The sequence below is a fragment of the Sphingobacterium sp. UBA7625 genome (genome assembly GCF_002484085.1).
Classification (GTDB): domain Bacteria; phylum Bacteroidota; class Bacteroidia; order Sphingobacteriales; family Sphingobacteriaceae; genus Sphingobacterium; species Sphingobacterium athyrii.
Window position 1 is genome coordinate 12,668 of sequence record NZ_DLJD01000014.1, and the last position, 17,444, is coordinate 30,111.

Annotated in this window: 18 protein-coding genes and 1 tRNA gene; 10 read left to right on the forward strand and 9 right to left on the reverse strand. The window is 37.4% G+C overall.

The window, feature by feature from the left end:
* The 6 genes from B4G94_RS04550 to B4G94_RS04575 form a co-directional block, all read left to right on the forward strand.
* Positions 1-2,195, forward strand: a 2,195-nt coding sequence (locus B4G94_RS04550; protein ID WP_286857397.1) for a RelA/SpoT family protein, incomplete at its 5' end; no start/stop codon positions are given.
* A 77-nt stretch (positions 2,196-2,272) separates the two neighbouring features.
* Positions 2,273-2,764, forward strand: coding sequence for a Fur family transcriptional regulator (locus tag B4G94_RS04555; protein ID WP_104381932.1), 492 nt, complete (start codon positions 2,273-2,275; stop codon positions 2,762-2,764).
* A gap of 130 nt (positions 2,765-2,894) precedes the next feature.
* Positions 2,895-4,172 carry an adenylosuccinate synthase gene (locus B4G94_RS04560; protein ID WP_104381933.1) on the forward strand — a complete coding sequence of 426 codons (1,278 nt, stop codon included), beginning with the start codon at positions 2,895-2,897 and terminating at the stop codon, positions 4,170-4,172.
* A 3-nt stretch (positions 4,173-4,175) separates the two neighbouring features.
* A complete protein-coding gene (locus B4G94_RS04565) occupies positions 4,176-5,465 on the forward strand; it encodes an anthranilate synthase component I family protein (RefSeq protein ID WP_286857398.1) in 1,290 nt (429 codons plus the stop codon).
* Positions 5,466-5,573: 108 nt separating this feature from the next.
* Positions 5,574-6,191, forward strand: a complete 618-nt coding sequence (locus B4G94_RS04570) for a TatD family hydrolase (protein WP_286857401.1) — start codon at positions 5,574-5,576, stop codon at positions 6,189-6,191.
* Positions 6,188-6,913 carry a tRNA threonylcarbamoyladenosine dehydratase gene (locus B4G94_RS04575; protein WP_108634298.1) on the forward strand — a complete coding sequence of 242 codons (726 nt, stop codon included), beginning with the start codon at positions 6,188-6,190 and terminating at the stop codon, positions 6,911-6,913. Before B4G94_RS04570 ends, B4G94_RS04575 begins: the two co-directional genes overlap by 4 nt.
* Positions 6,914-6,999: 86 nt before the next feature.
* On the opposite strand, the gene B4G94_RS04580 is transcribed toward B4G94_RS04575, so the two are convergent.
* Both B4G94_RS04580 and B4G94_RS04585 read right to left on the reverse strand, forming a co-directional pair.
* Positions 7,000-7,512 carry a BON domain-containing protein gene (locus tag B4G94_RS04580; protein ID WP_108634299.1) on the reverse strand — a complete coding sequence of 171 codons (513 nt, stop codon included), beginning with the start codon at positions 7,510-7,512 and terminating at the stop codon, positions 7,000-7,002.
* A gap of 74 nt (positions 7,513-7,586) precedes the next feature.
* On the reverse strand, positions 7,587-8,057 hold the full coding sequence (locus tag B4G94_RS04585) for a hypothetical protein (RefSeq protein WP_108634300.1): 471 nt from the start codon (positions 8,055-8,057) through the stop codon (positions 7,587-7,589).
* Positions 8,058-8,201: 144 nt separating this feature from the next.
* Between B4G94_RS04585 and B4G94_RS04590 the strand changes: the two genes are divergently transcribed.
* Positions 8,202-8,289: transfer RNA gene (locus B4G94_RS04590), tRNA-Ser, on the forward strand.
* 231 nt (positions 8,290-8,520) lie between these two features.
* On the opposite strand, the gene B4G94_RS04595 is transcribed toward B4G94_RS04590, so the two are convergent.
* A complete protein-coding gene (locus B4G94_RS04595) occupies positions 8,521-8,760 on the reverse strand; it encodes a hypothetical protein (protein ID WP_286857404.1) in 240 nt (79 codons plus the stop codon).
* A gap of 486 nt (positions 8,761-9,246) precedes the next feature.
* On the opposite strand from B4G94_RS04595, the gene B4G94_RS04600 reads away from it, so the two are divergent.
* Genes B4G94_RS04600 through B4G94_RS04610 form a run of 3 tightly spaced genes read left to right on the forward strand, consistent with a single transcriptional unit; the run spans position 9,247 to position 12,019 of the window.
* Positions 9,247-10,032 carry a DUF4145 domain-containing protein gene (locus tag B4G94_RS04600; RefSeq protein ID WP_286857405.1) on the forward strand — a complete coding sequence of 262 codons (786 nt, stop codon included), beginning with the start codon at positions 9,247-9,249 and terminating at the stop codon, positions 10,030-10,032.
* A gap of 24 nt (positions 10,033-10,056) precedes the next feature.
* A complete protein-coding gene (locus B4G94_RS04605) occupies positions 10,057-10,932 on the forward strand; it encodes a hypothetical protein (RefSeq protein WP_286857407.1) in 876 nt (291 codons plus the stop codon).
* Positions 10,933-10,987: 55 nt separating this feature from the next.
* Positions 10,988-12,019 (forward strand): restriction endonuclease, encoded by a 1,032-nt coding sequence (locus tag B4G94_RS04610; RefSeq protein ID WP_286857409.1) that lies wholly within the window; start codon positions 10,988-10,990, stop codon positions 12,017-12,019.
* Between the two features lie 115 nt (positions 12,020-12,134).
* On the opposite strand, the gene B4G94_RS04615 is transcribed toward B4G94_RS04610, so the two are convergent.
* The 6 genes from B4G94_RS04615 to B4G94_RS04640 all read right to left on the reverse strand — a co-directional run bounded on the left by B4G94_RS04615 (position 12,135) and on the right by B4G94_RS04640 (position 17,298).
* The gene (locus B4G94_RS04615) at positions 12,135-12,725 is read right to left on the reverse strand and encodes a hypothetical protein (protein ID WP_286857411.1); all 591 of its coding nucleotides are present in this window, start codon (positions 12,723-12,725) and stop codon (positions 12,135-12,137) included.
* Between the two features lie 9 nt (positions 12,726-12,734).
* Positions 12,735-13,205, reverse strand: a complete 471-nt coding sequence (locus B4G94_RS04620) for a hypothetical protein (protein WP_286857412.1) — start codon at positions 13,203-13,205, stop codon at positions 12,735-12,737.
* Positions 13,206-13,582: 377 nt separating this feature from the next.
* Positions 13,583-13,783, reverse strand: coding sequence for a hypothetical protein (locus B4G94_RS04625; RefSeq protein ID WP_286857414.1), 201 nt, complete (start codon positions 13,781-13,783; stop codon positions 13,583-13,585).
* Positions 13,784-13,802: 19 nt separating this feature from the next.
* Positions 13,803-14,264: a JAB domain-containing protein gene (locus B4G94_RS04630; RefSeq protein ID WP_286857416.1), complete on the reverse strand. Its 462-nt coding sequence runs from the start codon at positions 14,262-14,264 to the stop codon at positions 13,803-13,805.
* Between the two features lie 616 nt (positions 14,265-14,880).
* Entirely contained in the window at positions 14,881-16,722 is a 1,842-nt protein-coding gene (locus B4G94_RS04635; RefSeq protein WP_286857418.1) for a hypothetical protein, read from the reverse strand.
* Between the two features lie 66 nt (positions 16,723-16,788).
* Complete coding sequence (locus tag B4G94_RS04640) at positions 16,789-17,298, reverse strand: hypothetical protein (RefSeq protein WP_286857420.1); 510 nt, start codon at positions 17,296-17,298, stop codon at positions 16,789-16,791.
* Positions 17,299-17,444: the final 146 nt, after the last annotated feature.

Sequence of the window (17,444 nt, forward strand, 5' to 3'; positions counted from 1 at the left end):
AAGCAGAAAACAAAGAGATAAGAAAACGTTACCGTGCATTATTGCGTGCCTGTAAGCCTACTTTGCAGCGCGGGGACAAACAAGAGATTCGTAAAGCTTTTGATTTGGCCCTGGATAGCCACAAGGAGATGCGCCGCAAATCAGGAGAACCCTATATTTATCATCCGATTGCGGTAGCGCAGATTGCCGCCGAGGAAATTGGTTTAGGGACGACCTCCATTGTATGCGCTTTGCTCCATGATGTTGTTGAGGACACTAATGTAACCTTGGACGAAATCGAGGAAATGTTTGGAAAAAAAGTTCGTCGTATTATCGACGGATTGACAAAAATTTCCGGAATATTTGACCCCAATAGTTCGATGCAGGCCGAGAACTTTCGTAAAATGTTGCTCACGCTTGCCGATGACGTACGCGTTATCCTTATCAAATTGGCGGATAGGCTGCATAATATGCGGACGATGGAATTTATGGCAAGAGATAAGCAGTTGAAGATTGCCTCAGAGACCAGTTATCTTTATGCCCCCTTGGCGCATCGTTTGGGTTTGTATGCGATCAAATCCGAATTGGAAGACTTGTCCATGAAATTTACTGATCCGGATACCTATAAATTTATTGCGCGAAAACTGAACGAAAAGAAGGCAGAGCGGGAAAAATTCATAGGTGATTTTATCGGTCCTATTAAAGAAATTTTAGAAGAACAAGGAGTTAAAGCCGCCGTATTTGGAAGACCCAAGTCGATTCATTCGATTTGGAACAAAATGCGCAAAAAGTCAATTCCATTTGAAGAAGTATATGACCTATTTGCTATTCGTATCGTTATTGACGCGGTGGATGAAAAGGAAAAAACCGAATGTTGGAAAGTATATTCCATCGTAACGGATCTATATCGTCCCAACCCGGACCGTTTACGCGATTGGATCTCTTCGCCCAAAGGAAATGGCTACGAATCGTTGCATACAACGGTAATGGGCCCCAAGGGGCAATGGGTGGAAGTACAGATTCGGACCAGGCGGATGAATGAAATTGCGGAAAAAGGATTTGCGGCACACTGGAAATACAAAGAATCCAATTCCGATTCAGGATTAGATCAATGGATCAAAAAGGTACGTGATGTACTCAGCAGTCCTGATCAGAATGCCATGGATTTTGTGGATGATTTCAAGATGAATCTGTTCTCGGATGAAATTTTTATTTTCACACCCAAAGGCACCTTAATCCAATTACCCAACAATGCAACTGCATTGGATTTTGCTTTTGAGATCCACTCCGATATCGGCGCAAGTTGTATCGGGGCCAAAGTAAACCATAAATTAGTTCCACTTAGCCACGTTCTACAAAATGGTGATCAAGTCGAGATTATCACCTCCAGCAAACAGTCGCCAAAAGAAGACTGGCTCAATTTTGTGGTTACCGCAAAAGCGAAATCAAAAATCAGATCTTCCCTCAAAGAAGAAAAACGACGGGTCGCAGAGGATGGAAAAGAGATTCTCGAGCGTAAATTGAAGTCTTTGAAAGTCACCTATAATACCGATAATATCAACAAAATTGCTAATTATCTGAAGTATCCAAGTTCCCAGGATCTCTTTTATAACGTGGCCAAAGGCATCGTTGATATCAAGCAATTGCGGGAGTACGTCGCCCATGAAAAAGCGGTTGAAATCAATGCAGGATCTTCTTCGGGCAATCAGTTCAACAGTCATATTGGCGGTTTGGTTGAAAAAATCAATAAAAAGGAGTTTGACACTATCCTTATCGGTGATGATATGCAAAAAGTTGACTATACCCTAGCGCCTTGTTGCAATCCAATTCCCGGTGATGACATTTTCGGTTTTCTGACGGTCAATGATGGCATCAAGATTCATCGCACCAGCTGCCCCAATGCCTCCAAATTGATGGCGAATTACGGGTACCGTATTTTGAAGGCACGCTGGGCATCGACGAAAGACTCCGCGTTCCTGACCGGCCTGCATATTGTGGGTATCGATGACGTCGGATTGGTCAATAAGCTTACTACGGTAATTTCCCAAGAGTTTGCGGTCAATATACGCTCCCTATCCATATCGAGTAACGATGGTATTTTTGACGGGAATATTATGGTATATGTCAATGATACGCAACAATTGGAGAGCTTGATGAAAAACCTTAAACAAGTCCGGGGAATAACAGGAGTAAATCGGTATGAGTCCGAAAATTAATCAAATGAATATCACAATTTAGAAATACTATCAAATGTCAATCTAAATTGGTAAATTTGTACAAGAATATTTTTACTATGAATCAAGCTGAAAATTTTGCAACTGTAAAAAAAATCTTTGAAGCATACTTAGAAAATAAAAATCTAAGAAAAACTCCGGAGCGTTATGCTATCTTGGAAGAGATTTATTCACGTACTGATCACTTTGATGTTGAGTCTTTGTATATCCATATGAAGAACAAAAAATACCGTGTCAGCCGTGCTACAGTTTATAATACCCTCGAACTTTTGGTTTCTTGTGACTTGGTTACCAAACACCAGTTTGGCCGCAATATGGCTCAATTTGAAAAATCCTATGGCTTCAAGCAGCACGACCACGTGATTTGTATTGAATGCAATAAGGTTGTTGAATTTTGCGACCCACGTATCAACCAGATCCAAAGCCTCATGGGGGATTTATTGAAGTTTGACATCAAGCACCATTCTTTAAATTTATACGGTGTATGTCAAGATTGTCAAGAAAAAAATAAAAAAGAAGAAACCGTAGCTCAGGAAGCTATTTCAAATTAATCTTATATTTTTGTTAAATATAATAGTACATTTGTTCAGGAATGTTCAGGAGAAAAATTCCTGAACATTTTTATTTTTTTAATGAGTCTATTTTTATTAATAACATTTTAATTACTATACTTTAAAAGCTATGCAAGTTGATGTGCTTTTGGGCTTACAATGGGGTGACGAGGGTAAAGGTAAAATCGTAGACGTATTTTGTCCAAAATACGATTTAATCGCTCGTTTCCAAGGCGGCCCTAACGCCGGACACACGTTGGAATTTGATAACAAAAAATTCGTGCTCAACACAATTCCATCTGGTATCTTCAATGAAGGTACACTAAATCTTATTGGTAATGGTGTCGTTATCGATCCGATTATCCTAAAAAGAGAATTAGACAACCTTAAGACAGCTGGTTTTGATCCGGTGGGTAAAGGCAATTTGGTATTAGCACGCAAAGCACACCTTATTTTGCCGACACACCAATTATTGGATGCTGCTTCGGAATCGAAAATGGGCGCCGGCAAGATCGGATCTACATTGAAGGGTATCGGTCCGACCTATATGGACAAAACTGGTAGAAATGGTTTACGTGTAGGTGATACGACCCTTCCCGACTTTCAGGAGCGTTACCAAAAGTTGAAAGAAAAGCACTTGAACATTCTTTCTCACTATGGTGAAATTCCTGATTTCAGTGAAAAAGAGCAAGCCTTCTTGGCTGCGATTGAATTCATTAAAACCATTCCGCATGTCGATTCAGAGCATTTGGTCAATCAATATCTGAAAGAAGGCAAACGCGTATTGGCTGAAGGTGCCCAAGGTACTCTTTTGGATGTCGATTTCGGTTCTTATCCTTTTGTGACTTCATCCAACACGACAACTGCTGGAGCTTGTACAGGTCTTGGTATCGCACCGAACAAAATCGGTAAAGTATACGGCATTTTTAAAGCCTATGCAACACGTGTGGGTGGAGGCCCCTTCCCTACTGAACTTCATGATGAGACAGGAGAAAAACTACGTCAATTGGGTCATGAATTCGGTGCTACAACGGGACGTGCACGCCGTACAGGATGGATTGATATTCCTGCACTGAAATATGCGATCATGCTCAATGGTGTAACGGACCTTATCATGATGAAAGCTGATGTATTGGATACTTTTGACAAGATCTACGCATGTACACATTATAACTATAATGGTGAAGTGATTGATTATATGCCGTACGAGATTATCACACATCAGGCAGAGCCAATCTTGGAAGAAATCCAAGGGTGGAAACAAGATTTGACAGGTATCACATCTGAGGCTGAGATTCCTGAGGCATTAAGTAACTATATTTCTTATTTGGAGAAAGCGCTCGAAGTTCCGATCACGATTTTATCGGTAGGTCCGGATCGTAAACAAACATTGGCTTTATCAAAGTAAAATATGCGGATCGAAAGTTTTGATCTTCTCGATTCTAAAGATAAATTTCATCAGAAAGCCCTGCACTGGTCGGGGCAATTTGATGAAATTTCTTTCTTTAATAGCAATGGGTCGCCAGACCAATGGGGAAGATTTGAAAGCATGCTGGCGGTGAAGGCCTTACATTCTTTTTGTGCAGATGAAAATGTACTGGATCAATTACAGCAATTCTTATTGCAACATCCGTGCGATGTTATTCCGGGATTTCTATCCTATGACCTCAAGAATGAGATTGAAGAATTACAGACCAGCACAACGGATAAGCTTGGTTTTCCATCAGCCTATTTTTTTGTCCCGGCGATTACGATAAGCATCAGCGGTATGCAGGTGCGCATCCAAGCCGACGATCCAGTTGCCGTGTATCAATCCATCTGTGAGACGACAGCTCCGCAAGCTAAAGCTGCACTAGATCTGCACGTACGCTCACGGTGGACAAAAGGAGAATACTTTGATGCCTTTGATAAAGTGCAGCAACATATCCAACGTGGTGACATATACGAGGTAAATCTCTGTCAGGAGTTCTTCGCAGAAAATGCAGATATTTCTCCGATTGAGGTCTATCTAAAATTGAATGCAGTTTCACCTACCCCATTCAGTAATTTTTTTAAAGTTGGACCTCATTTTATTATGAGCGCTTCTCCAGAGCGTTTTTTGACCAAGAGAAAAGGCCGTTTAATCTCTCAACCCATCAAAGGCACAGCTAAAAGAGGCATCACTGAGCACGAAGACCGGGATATTATCAATCGTATGCTCCAGTCGCAGAAAGAGATCGCCGAAAATGTAATGATCGTAGATCTTGTTCGTAATGATTTAACACGGAGCGCGCTTCCCGGAACAGTTGAAGCCACACGTCTGTTTGAAATCCAGTCTTTTAAACAAGTACATCAGATGATATCTACAATCAGCTGCATACAGGATCCCAACGTGTCCAATATGTACGTCTTTAGACATACATTTCCTGCTGGCTCAATGACGGGTGCACCCAAAATTGCTGCCATGCGCATTTGTGATCAGATTGAAGGCTCCAAAAGAGGGATTTACGCAGGCTCGGTAGGCTATTTTGATACTATTCGTGATGAATTTGATTTTAACGTCGTCATCCGTTCCCTCCTGTACAATCAACGCGAAAAATACCTGTCCTTTCATACCGGCGGAGCCCTTACCAACCAAGCATTGGCGGAGCAAGAATATCAGGAATGTCTTTTAAAGGCTTCCGCAATCTTGCAGGCACTCAACAGCAAGTTGGAGCAATAAAACTATACTAAATTTATAGAGAATATTTTTTGCTTCAACTATTTTTTCGACCTTTGTCCTTTGACAATGCAGGTTCCCTATATCGACATACATACACATCGGCTTGATATGATACAGGACGGTTTCAACCGATCTGTTATAAATATAGCATTGAACCATAATGAGACTATCGTTGACGGAGACTGCTCTATCGGCTTACATCCATGGTACATCAACAGCAATACGGAAAAAGTGTTAGAATTGATGCAAACAATGATACAAAGAACGAATGTTGTGGCAATAGGCGAATGCGGCCTGGACAAAAATAGCGCTATTCCTTTCGAAAAACAGCAACAGGTTTTTGAGCAACAGATTCTCTTGGCCATTACTTTTCAGAAGCCGCTGATTATTCACTGTGTTCGTGCCTTTCAGGAAGTTTTGGCATCTTTGGTAAAAGCTAAATTTCATTTACCGGTTATCTTCCATGGCTATCGCAAGAATTGGACTTTGGCCAAACAGCTTATGGATAAAGGGTATTACCTTTCGATCGGTGTCCATTGTTTGGATGGCAGCCAGGACGAAGTCGTAAGAAATATCCCCTTTACACATTTATTTTTAGAAACAGATACCTATACAGCAACAGAAGTTGCCACCCTATATCAATATGTCGCCCAAGTCCGATCTATTCCAGTAGAGATGTTAAAGCAGGCATTATATCATAATTATAAGATTGTATTAAAAAAATGAAAGATTTAAGTTGGCTGTCACGCACCGAGGCACTGGTCGGTAGGACAGCTTTGGAAAAATTAGCGAATTCACACGTGATGGTTCTGGGCCTGGGCGGTGTGGGTTCCTTTGCGGCTGAATTTATCTGCCGTGCGGGGGTCGGTAAAATGACCATAATAGATGGTGATACTGTAGACCCCTCCAACAGAAATAGGCAGCTACCGGCTCTTGCAACGAACCATGGTGAAGCGAAAGCTGAAATCATGAGACAGCGCCTTTTAGCCATTAATCCAGAATTGGAATTGACCGTGATCCAAGACTTTATTATCCCTGAAAAAATTCCGGCTTTATTGGAAATGGCGCCCGACTATTGTGTGGAAGCCATCGATAGTATTACACCGAAGTTATTCTTCATCAGGCTGGCACTGGATGCAAAAATGCCATTTGTAAGTTCAATGGGTGCAGGTGGCAAAGTTGACCCGACAAAAATTGAGATCGCAGATATTAGCAAGTCTTATAATTGCAAACTGGCTCAACATATTCGTAAGAAGTTGCGTAAACATGGTATCCGTGAAGGTGTTAAAGTTGCCTTTTCAACTGAGCTTCCGGATAAAAGCTCCTTGCTATATACCGATGGGAGTAATTTTAAAAAGTCAGCCTATGGAACAATGTCCTATCTACCCGCAGCATTTGGAGGTGCCATTGCCTCAGTCGCTATTCGGGATTTGATGGAAAATGTTTAAATTAGGGGTAAATAAACATATGCACAATAGTAAAAGCTACCCATCTGTTGATGCGTAGCTTTTATATTTCCATTGAAATATGAAAACTAACGACTGGTAACTCCCTTCATATCAATACCTTTAGGCTTAATATGTTCCAATCTTTTCTTTAGGGAATCCATTCGTGTTTTTTCAATATTACCTGTTACAATAATAATTCCTTCCTTTACCTGTGCTGTAATAGTCGGAAAATCTTCCAGTACCCGATTGACATCTCTAGTGATCGTGGAATCGACCGCTCCCTCAACTATTTCATGATATTTTTCACGCGCATCTTCAGGTTCAGGAAGATTGACCATGATATTATTGTGGATGGATTTAACATCTTCACCTCCCGCGGCCTTTGTTTTCTCTTCAACCACTTGCTTTAATGAATCCGATCCTAATTGCCCGTTCAATGTAACATTACCCTCTTCTACATCCACTGCTATGCCCTGGTTATCTATTAAAGCTTCTTCAATTTTTGACTTTAGCTTATCATCGGATTCTGGTGACCGGCAAGAGTGAACAAAAGGTAAAACACCGAATGAAAATATCAAAAGTAATCTGTTTAATTTCATCGTATCGTTTTATTTTCGTTCATAGTGAAAACAATTATGAAGGCATATTGTTTAGCTTTCTTCTTTTTCGGCAATTAATAAAGCTCCAATATGGTCTGATTTAATCTGTTAAACAGAAAACTCTCTCCTATTTTTCTACCAAGGAGCAACTGCCCTATAGGTGATGCCGCTGAAATGACAAAAACATTATTATCGCCGATTTTTATTGCACCAATACTTGTGGCGATAAAATAAAGTCCCACATTTGTTTTGACAAGGCTTCCCAATTTAACAAAATCAGTTTTATCACCCACCGCTGACGTAATATTCGTGAGCTGTAATAAATCTTTATTCGCCTCAACAAGCTGCCCTTGATACCGATTGATATCTTGCTGGATCATTTCCCTTGAGGTTTCATACTTATCTCCGGCGCTACTTTTCGTATCATCATTACTCGAATCCCTGGCTGTTTCCAATGCCGATTCGATCATTGCGATCCGGTCATTTGTTCGCTCGAGGGCAACTTCCAAAATATTCTTTTTTATGTTTAAATAAGTATTTGTCATACTGAAAAATAAGAAATATGTTTTATTCAAAAAAATTTAAAAACAATGCGCTTATGATCAATAGCATAGGAAAAATCGTTCTTAAAAAAAGCTGCGTGGTATTGCAATAACGCAAAAAATTACTACATTTGTGCACTGAAACACGGAAAGGTGTCAGAGTGGTCGAATGAGCAGTCCTGGAAAGACTGTATACGGGATGACTGTATCGAGGGTTCGAATCCCTCCCTTTCCGCTGAACGAAGAGCAACTGTAAAAAGTTGCTCTTTTGCGTTTAAAGCCACTTTTCTCTTCTTCATATGATATAAATTTTTATTAAATATACGGTTTTTGGCAGAGTTTTGACAGATTTATTTACCGTATTTAACAGTGTAATAGATTGATAACTAGTCGATTGATTTTTTATTGAAAGTTCCTGTAAATAGAATGTGGCACTGAATGTCTTTTAAAACTATTGAATTGGCATTTATTTCTTTAAATTCTTCATTATAATCTTACCCATTCTGGCTTGTATTCTTTCTTCCCTAACAGTATCTTTCGATTTAATTGGATTATTGAACAAGGATTTATGTATCTCAGCGATCTGTTTGTTTTGAGTGGTAATAATTACCTGCATAACAGACATCATATTTTTCAAATCAGAAATCTCATCCCGCAATGCAGAGAGTTCTGATGATTGATCGATATGTTTGTTGTCCGTTCTCATTGTAATTATGATACAATGATACGGGTGTCAAAAACCGACAGCTATTACTATTAATTTTTTATATCGCTGGGATCGATCTGTATTCGCTCGCCGTCCTGCGAGTTGAGCGAAGGTCGCTGAAGAGAAATGCGCTAGCATGATTCAGCGATATATACGAAGTATACGGAAACTGTTGGCGGTATTTTTGACAGCGGTGGACTTAGCCACAGGCCATTTAAAAAATAGTGACAACATCGGAGCCTGAGCGATCAGCAGGCGAGCCAGACTCTAAAAGCGGTTGGATTTTGAATGTGCATGCAATGCTTATTCAAAAGACAAAGGAGTTTTTATGAAGTGGAGGGATTACTAAGGCATCAAGTATGACAAACTGCAACGCATTAAAAACGAATTTGGATGTAGTCAGATTTCGTTTTTAATTTAGTTTGGCATATCTTTATGCTAGTGATTCCGTAACGGAATGCCATATTACCGATCCTATTTTTATATATGAAATTATTAAATATACAAGAATTTGAAGAATACATAAAGACACATTACGAATGTGTGTATGAATCAAATAATAGCCTTATAAATAATCAATTGCCTGCTGTTTGTGACCATTGTAATAAAGATGTTTTTTTGCAAGTACAATCCGAATCTTATTATTCGCCTTATCCTAATTCCAACGAATTACCAAAGTTCATAGCAATTTATGTCGAGTGTCCGGCTTGCAGAAGAAGGAGTTTTATTAAAACAATTCAATTTCAAGAGCAGATTTCGCATAAATTAGAAACTTCAACAAAGTTCACATACGTTTATAGATTGTATAAGTTGTATAGACTTCCAATAGGTGAAGAAAGCAAAGTAAATAAAGATATACCTCAGTCATATACAGCACTTCACAAAACTTTAAATGAAGCTAATTATTGCCTTAATAACTCTCAGTATATAGCTTCTGCAATCCTATTTAGAAGAGCAATTCAAATCCTTGCAAAAGATGTGTTAGGTGCAAAGGGAAAAACACTGTACAATCAATTAGAATGGCTGAAAGAAAATAAAAATCTTCTGAGTATAGATTTAACAGATGTTTTTCATGATAACTCACGTATTATTAAGGATGTTGGTAATCAAGGAGCTCATCCAGATAATGATCCTGAATTACATGATTTCTCTAAAGAAGATGCAAATGGTCTCCATGATTTGTTTATTTCAATTGTTTATGAAGTATTTGTAAAACCAGAGCGCCTCAAATCCTTGCAAGAGGAATTGAAGAAACAAAGGAAACTGAAATAATAGGAATATTAACACAAGAATATTATGATTAAGGAACTGATTGAGGACTTAACGTTTGAAAAAATTAGTTTGACCTCGGCACTAACTAGGGCTAAAATTATTGCATTTAAGACTAGCAATACAAACTTTAAAGAATGGTTACAACAAGAGATAAATGGTTATACGGATGGACTACTACCTGATTATAGAATAATTAATTGTGAAATTTATTTAGAGGTATACGATTCGTATCGTGGATCTATGACTATTCCATGCGATGTGTCAAAGTTAGAAGAAGGTCTTAACTCAGAAATTTCCTTTTATAAATTGCGAATAAAACAAAGTATTAGCACTTTAGAGGTTAACGCAATGGATGCAGGTAGTAATGCTTTTGGATATGAGCTTGCGCCACAAAGTTTAGTGACAGCACTTGATGACCTTGCTGATATTGATTACCAAATTATAGCTGTTAAAAGACGTTTTCAAATAACTGACATGAAACGAATTCTTGAATTGACTAAACAGAAGCTGTTAGATACCTTATTAGAGTTGAATGATGCATTCCCTGATTTTGAGAACACATTCTCTAGAAACCAAAGAGATAATGAACAGAGAGTGCAGAACATCATTAATCAAAATATATATGGTAACAATGCAAATTCAAATATAGGGATTGGTGATACAATCGAACAAACACTTACTTCGAGTTACTCATTGGATCAGCTTTCAGATGAATTAAAGAGAATTGGTGTTGAAGAGACTGACATAGTCGAACTAAAGGAACTGATTAAGATTGAGCCTAAAGACAGTTTAGGTAAGAAAATATTAGGATGGGTTGGAAAAATAGCAGCAAAGGCAGTAGAAAAGGGTGTCGAGCTACAAGTACCTTTGTTAATAGAAACAGTTAAAAATTATATATAAATACCAACTTGTCAGTTGCTTATAATTAATATGGGTCGTTAAATTTTATATTTAAATGAGTAAAGGAAAGCAATATGAGCTGTTAGTTGAGAGGCTATTTAAACAGCTTGCACCAAATGCTGAAATCAAACAGGATGATTACATTCTTGGTAAAAATTCAAATACTAAGAGGCAGATTGATGTATCTATCAGATTTCAGAATATGGGCATATCATATTTAACAATTATTCAAGCTAAAGATTATTCACGACCAGCGGATATAAAAGTAGTAGATGAATTTAAATCTGTTATTGAAGATACGCTAGCTAATAAAGGAATATTAATTTGCAATAAAGGGTTTACAAAGAAAGCCAAGGAATATGGGAAAAAAGTAGGTATAGAACTACTGTCAATACATGAAGCTTCTGATAAGAATTGGCAGACTTTAGTATATATCAGAATTAAAAAGACCATTTATAAAATAAAACTTGATGCGGAGCTAGGGGTCGGCTGGTACAATAATACAGGTAAGACAGCGACATTACAACCTGATCATCCTCCGATCTTTTCCATTAACATGAAAGATCTATTTAGCACACCAGAATTATTCAGGCAAGAAGTGTTAAATAAGAATTTATGGGCTGAAATAATTAAAGGAGTAGACATCACTATTGATTTAAAGAAAATAAATGCATATGTATTTATGCATGATCGGTTTCTTGATCCAATAGTTGGAAAGCTCACCTATAAGTATCTGAGAACAGAATCTAAAAATCTATTGGTGGAACCAGACAATTACTTATATCAGGTAGACCACATTACAGGAGAAGGCAAGTTACATAATCTGATATTAACACCAACGAAGTTTGATGAAATAGTTAATCCACATTTCAAGTCTGAGGAATACTTTGACCAAACTGAGCCACACTTCGAGTTCATTACCATTGAAATCATTAATAATGGATACTTTAGCTTTTATTTAAGTAATGTTCAATTCGAAATTGATGGGCCAAATTTACCAGACGACAATCCAAATATGCAACGAATCAACAGGTATTCTGAAATAGGAAATATGATTAAACAAGGGGTACTACGGAGCAATACATAATATTTAATAAATACATGATCAATTGTAACTAAATCCCACTCACGAAACCCTCCAAATTTTCAGTGAGTGAGATGTTTAGATAGATGTAGGATGTGATTCTATTCTTGAAGCGAGGTCATTTTAATAGCTGTTGCACTGTTTTTCCTATAGGGTCATAAAGCTCTCCGTCGGTGAACTCGTAGTTTCCAGAGAATTTGTCGAGTGTCAATGATGCTTGATACATTTTATCGCCTGGTACATAAGAGTACCCATTATATACTCTTTTCTTGACACGGAAAACATATTCAACTTTGCACCCTAAATTATCTGATAAATGTCTAGAAATTCGTTCTATTATGTGAAATTGGTTTCTATCCAAGAACTCTATAGCTTTAAGTTCAGCTAGTTCAATATTACAATTGTCATGTTGCTTTTCAATCTGCTCTAGACGCTCTTTTTCTTCTTGCATTTGTATTAATCTTCGCTCATTGTTTGCTTTAGCAATTAATTGATTCCGAGATCGCTGATACCTAAAGTAAAAAAGTATACTAAGGATTACTAATCCCAATATTAGGTGCTGAAATCCATTAGTTTTCTGTTCGAAAATCAACACAACAATACCTCCAAAAGTCCATAGAAAACCAATGCACAAGGCAATTATTCCGATCCAATGTAATTCTTTGAGATCGATGTTTGAAACAATCTCCGAAAAGCCTATATTTTCCATTACTGCTTTTTATTTATAAAAGTTATCTAAAGCTGGCCCCCACACAATCTTAGAATTTGGGGTATAAAATAGTTGACCACTTCTTAATTCATACACGGGTTGACTAACTTCTGTATTTTCGTGATAGGTTTTGCCGTTATAATCGGAGATAGTGAACTTCACTTTAAATTCCTTTCTTTCTTTAGAAGATGTAGACATCGGATTCATATTATTCAAGTAAAAGGTGATAGCTACTGCATTTTTAGGTATGTCAAAATATTTAGATTCCCCTTGACCTAAACTAAGAGAGCTTTCTTTAAAATGATTTTGATTCTCGTCCATAAAGGAAAATTCTCCGAGCACTTTTATGTCAAGGTTTTCGACCTTAACTCTTAGCTGTTTTTTCTCTGGAATTTGTTGCTCCTGTTCCTTTTTACAGGAAACAATCGAAAGGCTAAGTACTATGGTTAACAATGGGGCTAACCAAATAAATCTTTTCATAAAATCTAATAGAGTTTTGGAACCGATCTGTCCCTATTCGGCTGGTTAATAATACAAAAGCGTGGGACGTAACCTAGAGCTGATTGCCGGAAGAGGCACCTGAGAAGGCCTTACACAAACAAACAGATAGGTACGCCCCACGCTAATATATAGCGCAGAACGTTACCCTTTCTGTCCTTGCTGTGTAATTCGAAAATTTCTCAGGTTTTCTTCTTTCACAAGAACTTTAAGCTAACGCTTTATTTCTTCAATATGTCTTTGTGCAAATATATTCAATAAACTGTTATCAATCCAGTAAAACGAAAAGAATCCATCACATCAAGCGGAAACCGTCAGTAGTTTCAAGCGAAGATGTTATGGATTCTCTGATATGTTTGTTACGATCGCCTTAATACTGAGTTTATCGTCAGCACAATAAAGCCAATTGTAAAAACTGCAAGCATCACAATAAAGATAAACGATAGTACTGCACTGACCACTTTTATAACAATTTGCATAGCAACAACAAATACTGTGATCGCTATTACCCATCCAATTATGGACATTAGCGGCGCTCCGAATGATTTTTTAGTTTTCATAATCTTATATTTTAAATGGTTAGAAGTCTCCGTTGTCTTTCATACTTAAGTATGAATGTGGAGTGAGGATAATATGATCACACACCTCGATATCCAAGACTTTGCCCGCTTCCAAAGTCTTATTGGTAACCAGACGGTCAGCCGAGCTTGGAATAAGTTTGCCTGATGGATGATTATGTGCTAAGATAATTTTGCTTGCAGATGCTGTAAGTGCAATTGAAAAAATTACCCGCATATCGACCATAACTGCGTCTTTCCCTCCCATTGCAATATTGACTATACCCAAAACATGGTTAGCGTTGTTCAGGAGTATGATTTTAAACTCTTCCAAAAATTGCATTATTCCTGTGTCCCATTGCGATAGCAACAATTTATAGGCATCTGATGATTTTGTAATAATTGGTCGTTCTGAGAGCTTAAAATCGGGTAAATATTGGATTTTAATCTCTGATACTTTAAAGATTTCAACTGGTTTTTCCATGACATAAAAAGTTTGTTAATAAAATGAATCTGCTCAGGATAGTTGGAGGGGGATCGTTGATGGATAGGCTGTGCGTACCCTAAAGTATAGACCTAGGGGGGTATCAGAAATTCATATTTTAAAAAATTATATAATTTATTAAAATCAAAAATTTTTGGATGGAAAAGTCATTATAATGTCACCGAAGGGTTTGAATTGAACTTATAAGATGTAGTGGCTTTGATAACGGCTTTAGAATTTTACCAATTCAATTAAGTGTCATAAAATTAGGTAGTTGTCGTTTAGGCCGATCTAACAAAATAGTCTTAAAGGGCTTCTGTATGAAGCACGTTGATCATTTATTAAACTTAGATGCGCGTGGTGCGGGAAAATTTGGGGGTTAGAAGGAATTTTCACAAATGTCTGGACTTTTGGGGTACGTCAATGCGTCCTAATATTTTTTAAATTTGCGTCAGGATGTTGCGGGAAATCTACCATTTAAAAGAACGTCTTAAAAGTGCATATGTGGTATTTGGCGTCAACTAATTTTTTAAATGGGTAAAATTTCGCAGATAATTGGGAACAACTTTTGAAGGTATTATATATACCCCCAAAAATTGTTCCTATAAAAAGTCGGTTATAAGATCTTTTCTGATATTTGATAACCTGTTTTCTTTGATTCGCCGACCTTCAGCTTTTTGGTCGTCCTTTTAAGTATATAGAACCGCTTCAAAAATTTTATATATTGAAGAGTCTTAGCTAAATCATACTTATTGATAAGATCTGATACAATACTTCTTAATTTTTCCTCTGGATAGAATTGCCCTACTGTCAATGTTAGCTCCAGTTCATTTAGAAAATCAAAGTTTTCATAGACTCCTCTTTCCTGTCTATGGAGAATGATCTCTTTTAGAATTCTCTTCTCCGACTTCTTGCATTTCAGGAGTCGTTCTTTGCCGAGAATTTTATAGCCTTCGCAAATTACGGGATAATTTTCCTCAAGATCGGAGAGCATTTCCAGCTTTTCGGCATCATTATCCATTTCATCCGCACTTAGTATCTGCTCGATTACTTTTTCTACTGTTGTGGAATGACGGTCTAAATTCAGGCTTCTTGGATAATGACTTAACTTATCCGCATTTGATATAAAGAACGTGACATCAAAAGTTTTTTTCAACTCGGCAGATTGAAACTCCCTGAACCAGTTATTCGATGTCGTATAATAGGATGTCACAAGGTTCTTCAATAGGTAATTGTCTATCATGAAGTAATTTTGTTTGTGTTCGTTTAGCATAAATGTCGCATACGGCGTACGTCTCAGTATATCATCTATCAGCTCTTTGCTTTCTTCAAATATTGAAGTGTTTTTCATGTCTCGTATCTGTTTGAAAGCAAATTTGTTTAGCCGTAAATATTCCCTAGCATCCTCTTCCGATCTGTAAAAATTTCTCTTGGTATGACTAGAAATAAAGGTAAATGATTTGAGGACAAAGTTTCTTATCCTTCCACCTATTTGCGCAACGTCTCTGTATAGATCGACCATAGTATGGGGAAACCAACGAGGATCAGAGAGAATAAATACATGTGGTGAACTGTCTGCAAATATATCGACTGCTGTATAGAATCTAGATGTCAGGAAGTTTATGCGCTTTAGAGATTTCTCATCAATATTATCATACATATTCAGTTGCAGTCCAGTCTTTGACTTTATTCGATCCGCATTAATTTTAGAGCAAAAAACAGCTGAATCGTCGGCAAGATTATTCTTTTCAATGAAAGTCAGGATACCATGTATAGTATTGAAGAACACAAAGATCTGTGCACAACTATCATCCGCAAAGATTTTTTCAATTTCTGCCTTTAAAACCTCGGGTGGATTGTTTGTTGCAATCAGTTTAAGAGGCTGTGAGTATTTGCATTTAGGGACAAGTTCGTAAAAAGTAAAGTCTCTAAAACGGGGGTCACTTGGTTGTAACGCTGTTGCAGAAACAAATGCTTTGTTCTTGAATTTAAAGAATTCGTTCATTGGGTTGACTATTGAGGATCTGAAATCGACATCTGTGGTTATTCTATCACATTCGTCGAACATGAGAAAATAATCATTGTAGACATCTATCCCGAGTAAATCCATTGCATCGATTATCTTGTAAAATGACTCTGGTGTCGTCATTAGTTTCTTGGGATAAATGTTTTCGTTTTTTAAGTAGTTGACGATCATTTTGACATCAACTTTATCCGTCACTCCCCGAATTTTTTGGGATTGTTTATGAAATTTTACTTTACCATTTATAACAGGTACATATGGTACTATTATTATAGAGTTCCGAAGCCTGTTCATGATCTCAAGATAGGTTGCGCCGATACCTGCAATATTCTTGTTAAATATACAGTCCGATGGAATTTGTGATATGAGGTCAGATAGCTTTATATCCTTAATGGATTTTATTTCTTTTGGTATGTATAGCGGATGATAACGCATAGTGATATTTTTTAGTTAAATCTTGGAAAATTGGCGCCTTATTCCCCAAGATTTAAGTTAATTCAATTAGTGATTTGAGCTGGTACCTGAATCTTTTGATTTAGACGAATCTGTGTCGGAGCTTTTAATTTTTGCTGGTCGTTTGCGTTTTGGTCTTTCTGCTTCCTTACATATTTTCACCAATTTCTCCAATTCGATGTTAAACCCACCATTGCTAGGGCTGTAAACGTGATCGACCAATCGCTTTACAAGTTCAATAGATGGAATTTTATAACCTCTTGGCATTGCTCCACGTTGGCTTGGATAGACCTTCAAATCAATGGATTCGTTCCCATTATCATCAGTTTCAGAGACTTCGTTTAATTGGATTCTAGCACTGATATTTAATTTATTAATCAATAAACCTATCCTTTCACGTTTGTACCCCGCTAGTGCTTCAAAGTCTCTAATAAAAGTACGTTTTTCGTCCACCGTGCGGAATACATTTTCATGTGTTAGGACGGTCTTTTGATCTGCTGGGTTTTCATTACTTCGAATAGCTGACGCCAATTTGCTAGCATTTTTTTTATATGCCATAAGATTTACAATTATGACAGGGCATATCTAAATTAAATGCCCCTGTCTGTTTTATCAAACAAGGGCATTAACGCTCATGGTTAAACAACTTCCCTTGTTTGTTGAGACAAAGAAAGCCAAATTGTGCACCAGCACTTTTTGCTATT